The sequence below is a fragment of the Micromonospora tarensis genome, assembly GCF_016803395.1.
GTDB classification, from domain to species: domain Bacteria; phylum Actinomycetota; class Actinomycetes; order Mycobacteriales; family Micromonosporaceae; genus Micromonospora; species Micromonospora tarensis.
In genome coordinates this window covers 1-6,094 of sequence record NZ_JAEVHL010000316.1, presented here as the reverse complement: position 1 = coordinate 6,094, position 6,094 = coordinate 1, and the positions used below count along the sequence as shown (strand labels likewise).

Sequence of the window (6,094 nt, the reverse complement as noted above, 5' to 3'; positions counted from 1 at the left end):
GTCGCGCAGAGCAGCCGGGCGGGCCGGCGGTGGCCGACAGTGGCCGGCGCGGTGCCGATGGTGGCGGCGGCGGTGATCACGGCCCTGGTGGTGCTCGCCGGTCGTTTCGGTGACGGGCTGCCCCGCCCGGCGGCGACGCCGACGCTCGCGCTGGTCGCCGTCGCGGTGCCGCTCGCGGTGCTGGGCACGATCCTCGCGGTACGCGCGCTGCCCCGGGTCGACCGGGCCACCCTGACCACCGGCGCGCAGTTCGCCAACGCCGCCGCCACGGCCACCATCCTGCTGGATCCGAGCCTGCTCGCCAGTTTGGTGGAGAGCCGGCGGTGGCGCCGGATCGGCCGGGTGCGCAGCCGCCGGTTCCTACCGGGCCCGGGCTGGTGGGCGCTGCTCCAGGCCGACGTGCGCCGGCTGCGCCGGCACCCGAGCGCCGGGCTGGTCTGGGCGACGCTGCTCGGGGTGCAGTACGCTGCCGCGCTCGCCCTGCCCGGGTTGGCCGGCGCCGCGCAGGTGGTGTTCGCGTACCTCGCCGCCGACCGGTTGACCGGCGGTCTGCGGGCGGTCAGCCGGTCGCCCGGTCTGCGCCGGGCGCTCGGCGGCAGCGACGCCCTGCTACGCGGGATCCACGTGGTGGTGCCGGCGGTCGGCGCGGGAATGTGGTGGTTGCTGACAGTGCCGACCGTCGACCCGGGGCCGGCCTGGCTGGCGCCGACGCTGGCGCTCGGTGTGGTGGCCGCCGCGTTCCGGGCCGGCACCCGTCCGCCGATCGACTACGGTGGCGCGACGGTCAACACGCCGTTCGGGATGGTCCCGGTCGACCTGCTGCGGCAGGGCTCACGGGGGCCGGCGCTGCTCGCCGTGCTGGTCCTCGTCCAGCTGTTCCTGGGCTGACCGGCACCACCCGCACGGTCATCGACCGTACGTCTCCAGCAGCCGTAGCCACACCTCGCTGACGGTCGGGTACGCCGGAACCGCGTGCCAGAGCCGGTCCAGTGGGACCTCGCCGACGACGGCGATCGTCGCGGCGTGGATCAGTTCGGCGACGTCCGGGCCGGCGACGGTGAAGCCCACGATCACCCTGCGGTCCTCGTCGACCACCATCCGGGCGTGCCCCTGGTAGCCGTCGGCGTGCAGGGCGGCTCCGGCGACGGCGGCCAGGTCGTGGTCCACGACCCGGATCCGCAGTCCGGCGGCGGTGGCCGCTGCCGCGGTCAGCCCCACCGACGCGATCTCCGGGTCGGTGAAGACCACCTGGGGCACCGCACGCTCATCGGCCGTCGCCACGTGCCGGCCCCACCGGCCGTCCTCGACCTGCTCCCCCTTCGCCCGGGCCACGATCACGTCGCCCGCCGCGCGGGCCTGATACTTGCCCTGGTGGGTCAGGAGCACCCGGCGGTTGACGTCGCCGGCGGCGTACAGCCAGTTCCCGCCGCCGACGACGCGCAACGTGTCGTCGACCGGCAGCCAGGCTCCCGGCGCCAGCCCGACGGTTTCCAGCCCGAGATCCTGGGTGTTCGGGGTCCGGCCGATCGCCACCAGCACCTCGTCGGCTTCCACCCGCTCGCCGTCGGCGGTGGCGATGTGCACCGTTGCGCTGTCGTCGCGGTTGACGGCAACGGCCTCCGCGCCGAGGCGTACCGACACGCCGGCCTCGCGCAACGACTCGGTGACCAGCTTCGCCGCGAACGGCTCGACCGATGGCAGCACACCGTCACGGGCCAGCACCGTCACCGACGACCCCAGGGCGGCGTACGCGGTCGCCATCTCGGCCGCCACCACGCCACCGCGACGATGGCGAGCCGGCGCGGAACCGAGCCGGCCGAGGCGGCCTCCCGGCTGGACCAGGGGGCCGCCTCGCGCAGCCCGGGGATGTCCGGCAGCAGCGCGCTGCTGCCGGTCGCGACGACCACCGCGTGCCGCGCGGTCAGTCTGGTCGTGCCGCCGTCGATGTCGGTGACCTCGACGACCTGGGCCGACACCAGCCGCCCGTGGCCGCGGTGCAGCGCGATCCCCGCCGACTCGAGCCAGGACACCTGCCCGTCGTCCTTCCAGTGGGAGGCGAACGAGTCCCGGCGTCGGAGCACCGCCGCCGCGTCCAGGTTTCCCGTCACCGCTTCCCGCGCACCGGGCAGCTGCCGCGCCGCCCGCAGCGCGGACGCACTGCGCAGCAGCGCCTTGGTCGGCATGCAGGCCCAGTACGAGCACTCCCCGCCGACCAACTCCCGCTCGACGATGGCGGCGGTCAGACCGCCCCGCACGATCCGGTCGGCCACGTTCTCGCCGACCGGGCCCGCGCCGATCACGACGACGTCGTACTCGATGGCGGTCATCTCAGTTGCCCTTCGCGACGCGGCCGAGACGGATGGCGGCGATGAGGAAGAAGATGGCGCCGGGGATGGCGTAACCGGCCGCGTTGGTCAGCGACGGGTTGTCCGCTGACGCGCTGGCGATGAAGGACCCACCGGCCAGCACCGAGATGCCACCGCTGATGATCATCGGCCACTGGCCGCCCATCCCGCGACGGGTGACACCCACGATCAACTGGACCAGACCGGCCACCACCGCCCAGGCGCCCCAGACCCGCAGCACGGCGGGGATGCCGGACGTGCTGGCGACGCCCACGCCGACGGCGGTGAGCAGGCTTACCGCGATGTTCACGGACAGCAGGGTCGGCGAGCCGGTGGTCCGCGTCGAACGCAGGTCGTAGTACGCGGCGCCCACGTCGAACAGCGGGTAGAGCACGAACAGCACCACGGTGAGCGGACTGATCTCCTTCGCCGTCGCGATCGTCACGAGCGCCCACACGATGGCGAACCCGAAGCGGGTGAAGTACAGCCGTCGCAGGGCGGAGGCGGACTGGGAGATGCCGGGCGATGCAGCGATGGTGGTCACGGTGACCCTTCCGAGGCGTGGGGTATCGAACGTGGTGTCGCGTTCGGCAGGGCTTGCCACCGCCCCCGTTCGCGACACCGATCGTTCTGTCTCGCCAACTATCGCAACCGTGACGGCCGGCGTCAAGACCGAACGTTCTACCTCACACCAAGGATCGCTCAGCGCGACGGGACCGAACGTTCTAGCCGATATAGTGGGGGCATGACGCGCACCGAACCCGACACCCGGCAGTCCGCCGCGCGACTCCGGCTGCTCAGCACGGCAACCAGGCTCTTCTACGCCGAGGGGATCCACTCCGTCGGCGTGGACCGGATCGTCGCCGAGGCACAGGTGACCCGGGCCACGTTCTACCGGCACTTCCCCAGCAAGGACGACCTCATCCTGGCCTACCTGCGGGAGGTCCATCACCTGGAGCGTGGCATGGTCGACGCGGCGATCGCCACCAACCCCGCGCCGGTCGACTCGCTGCTCGCCATCGCCGACTCCATCGCCCGCACCATCCAGTCCCCCACGTTCCGTGGCTGTGCCTTTCTGAACGCCGCAGCGGAGTATCCCGACCCCGACCACCCGGTGCACCAGGAGATCATCGCCCACCGGCAATGGTTCCTGGACACGCTCACCACGCTGATGGCGCAGGTCCACGAAGCGACGGCGGACGCCGCCGCGCGTCACTTCGTCATGCTCCGCGACGGCGCCATGGCAGCCGGCTGCCTGTTCAACCCCGCGCTGGTGTCCGAGACCTTTCTGCACGGCACCCAGGGGCTGCTCCGGATCAACGCCGAACGTCAGTCGACCGAATCCGGCCGCTAGCGCCACGACCGCCTCGCGGATTTACCAGGAATGACGACGACCAGGTGGTGGTGACGGCCCGACGGGTGGGTCGCGGCCGGCGGTCCTCCGGGTGGTCGCGGCGCACCACCGCGCGTGGTCACGCCTCGAAGTCGCGATCGCCGGATGTCTCCCGGCCGACCGGTGGAGCGGAGACCTCCAGCGGCCGTCGCCGGCTGCGCCGCGCGTCGAGGAGCGCGACCACTGCCAGCACGACCGCCACCACGCTCAGCGCGACCATCGGCGTCCAGTGGAACAGGGCCGGCGTAAAGAGCAGCAGGACCACCGTGCCGATCAGCAGGGATCGGGCGACGCGGCCGAAGATCTCGTACTCCAACCGCATCCGGGCCAGCAGGAACAGCACCGGCCCGCCTACCACGAACAGCAGCCAACTCGGCCGCGGCGGACCGTACGGATGATCGATCACCATCTCGTAACCGACCCCGGTGACGAGCACGCTGAGCACGATCAGCAGATGCGTCCGCTCCGACGCGGTGCCCAGCTTGCCGGGCATACCCGCCCGATCCAACGCCTCGGTCAGCAGCAGACCGGCCCGGTAGAAATAGAGCCGCCAGAGCAGCGCGCTGGTGGTGAACGCGACCGCGAAGGCCGCCGCCCGTTCCGCGGAGTAGTCCGCGCCGCCGAAGACCATGCCGATGACCAGGATCGACTCACCGAGGGCGATGAGGATCATCTGCTGGTGCCGGTCGGCGAGATGCATCCCGGCGATCCGCCAGCGGTTCACCGCCGAGGCCCCGAGCCACGGCAGCGGCCAGCCCAGCGCCCAGGCGAGGTAGTCGACGGCGAGGGCGGCGGCCCACAGCGGCAGGCGAATTCGGTCCGGGCCCAACGCGCCGGCCAGCCAGAGCGGCGCGCTCGCCACCGCCCACGCGGCCAGCCGAAACGGCACCAACCGTCGCGGATGGCCACGCAGCGCGACGGCGACCACCAGCGGCCGCACCACCATCACCGACAGGTACGCGACCGCGAACGGCAGCGCCCGCTCCTCCATCCCGCGCGGCAGCGTCACCGCCAGCACCAGGCCGGCGAACATCGTGCCGACCACGACGGCCTGGATGACCGCCTGCTCTGGTTCGTAACGGCTGGTGATCCACGCGGTGTGCGACCAGATCAGCCAAAGCGCCAGAAAGAGCAGCAGGGTACGACCGAAGCCGGCCACCAGCGCCCAGCCGGTGTCGTCGCTCAGCTCGGCGAACCGTTGCGACACCCGGGTGAGGGCCACCACGAACGCCAGATCGAAGAAGAGCTCCAGGAACGTGGCCCGGCCCGAACTCGTCGGCGAGCGCAGCAGCCGGGCGCCAGGTCCCGCCGTCATCGTCCTCCTCAGTCCGCCCCTCGCACCAACGAATCGACCCCCGAGGGGTTGCGTCAGCCCGGCGAGGCGCCCCCCGCTCGGCGGCTGAGGGCGGCGGCGATCTGGCTGACGCCGGTCTGGATCTCGGTCGCCGTACGGGCCGCGTAGCCGAGCACCAGCCCCGGCCGGTAGGGCCGCTGGCAGTGCCAGGACAGGGGTTGCACCTTCACCCCACGCGCCAGCGTCGCCGCCGCCAGCTCGGTGTCGGCCAGGTCCTCGTCCAGCGTGATCGTCAGGTGCAGACCGGCGGCGGCGCCGTGCACCGTGGCGGTCGGCAGGTGGCGGGCCAACGCGGCGATCATCGCGTCCCGCCGACGGATGTGTCGACGGCGCAGCAGCCGCAGGTGCCGCTCGAAGGCACCGCAGGTGATCAGCTCCGCCAGCACCAGCTGTGGCAGCACACCGCTGCCCAGGTCGGCGTTGCGCTTGGCGGCCACCACCGCTGCCCGCAGTCGCGTCGGCACGAGCAGCCAGCCGACCCGCAGGGCGGGGGCGAGCAGTTTGGAGACGCTGCCGGCGTAGCAGACCTGCTCGGAGAGCAGGCCCCGCAGCGCCGGCACCGGGGGCCGGTCGTAGCGGTGCTCGGCGTCGTAGTCGTCCTCGATGACCAGACCGCCGGCCCGCGCCCACTCGACCAGTTGGCGACGACGGTCGCCGTCGAGCACCACGCCGGTCGGGAACTGGTGCGCGGGGGTGAGCATCACGGCCGACACGCCGGTGGCCCGCAACTCGTCGACCCGTAGCCCGGCGTCGTCCACGGTGATCGGCGGGGTGTCCATCCGCCAGTTGTTGAGGTGCTGCCGTACGCCGAGCGAGCCCGGGTCCTCGACCGCGATCCGATCGACGCCGGCCGCGGTGAGCGCCTGGGCGATCAGCCCGAGCGCCTGGGAGACGCCGGCCACGATGATGACGTCGGCGGGGTCGGCGCTGATGCCGCGGTTGCGGGCCAGCCAGGCGGCGGACGGCCTGTCGGAGCGCGGGCGCGCCGCACGGGTCGCCGTA

General features: G+C 72.7%; 7 protein-coding genes. 2 read left to right on the top strand and 5 right to left on the bottom strand.

Annotation, left to right across the window (positions count from 1 at the left end; all coding sequences use genetic code 11):
* A partial coding sequence (locus JM949_RS32560) for a DUF6297 family protein (protein ID WP_203151909.1) occupies positions 1–888 on the top strand: 888 nt, incomplete at its 5' end.
* Positions 889–906: 18 nt separating this feature from the next.
* On the opposite strand, the gene JM949_RS39430 is transcribed toward JM949_RS32560, so the two are convergent.
* The 3 genes from JM949_RS39430 to JM949_RS32550 are packed head-to-tail and all read right to left on the bottom strand — an operon-like array spanning position 907 to position 2,889.
* Positions 907–1,773 carry an FAD-dependent oxidoreductase gene (locus JM949_RS39430; RefSeq protein WP_309232430.1) on the bottom strand — a complete coding sequence of 289 codons (867 nt, stop codon included), beginning with the start codon at positions 1,771–1,773 and terminating at the stop codon, positions 907–909.
* Complete coding sequence (locus tag JM949_RS39425) at positions 1,725–2,327, bottom strand: FAD-dependent oxidoreductase (RefSeq protein ID WP_309232429.1); 603 nt, start codon at positions 2,325–2,327, stop codon at positions 1,725–1,727. Before JM949_RS39425 ends, JM949_RS39430 begins: the two co-directional genes overlap by 49 nt.
* Before the next feature lies 1 nt (position 2,328).
* Entirely contained in the window at positions 2,329–2,889 is a 561-nt protein-coding gene (locus tag JM949_RS32550) for a hypothetical protein (protein WP_203151908.1), read from the bottom strand.
* 201 nt (positions 2,890–3,090) lie between these two features.
* Between JM949_RS32550 and JM949_RS32545 the strand changes: the two genes are divergently transcribed.
* Positions 3,091–3,699: a TetR/AcrR family transcriptional regulator gene (locus JM949_RS32545; RefSeq protein WP_203151907.1), complete on the top strand. Its 609-nt coding sequence runs from the start codon at positions 3,091–3,093 to the stop codon at positions 3,697–3,699.
* A 118-nt stretch (positions 3,700–3,817) separates the two neighbouring features.
* Here JM949_RS32545 and JM949_RS32540 read toward each other — a convergent pair whose 3' ends face one another.
* Both JM949_RS32540 and JM949_RS32535 read right to left on the bottom strand, forming a co-directional pair.
* Positions 3,818–5,053, bottom strand: a complete 1,236-nt coding sequence (locus JM949_RS32540; RefSeq protein WP_203151906.1) for a low temperature requirement protein A — start codon at positions 5,051–5,053, stop codon at positions 3,818–3,820.
* 53 nt (positions 5,054–5,106) lie between these two features.
* A partial coding sequence (locus JM949_RS32535) for an aminotransferase-like domain-containing protein (RefSeq protein ID WP_238434296.1) occupies positions 5,107–6,094 on the bottom strand: 988 nt, incomplete at its 5' end.

Bases quoted from the DNA above. Each gene is read 5' to 3' on its own strand.
- JM949_RS32540 (WP_203151906.1), bottom strand. From the start codon at position 5,053: ATGACGGCGGGACCTGGCGCCCGGCTGCTGCGCTCGCCGACGAGTTCG.
- JM949_RS32545 (WP_203151907.1), top strand. From the start codon at position 3,091: ATGACGCGCACCGAACCCGACACCCGGCAGTCCGCCGCGCGACTCCGG.
- JM949_RS39425 (WP_309232429.1), bottom strand. From the start codon at position 2,327: ATGACCGCCATCGAGTACGACGTCGTCGTGATCGGCGCGGGCCCGGTC.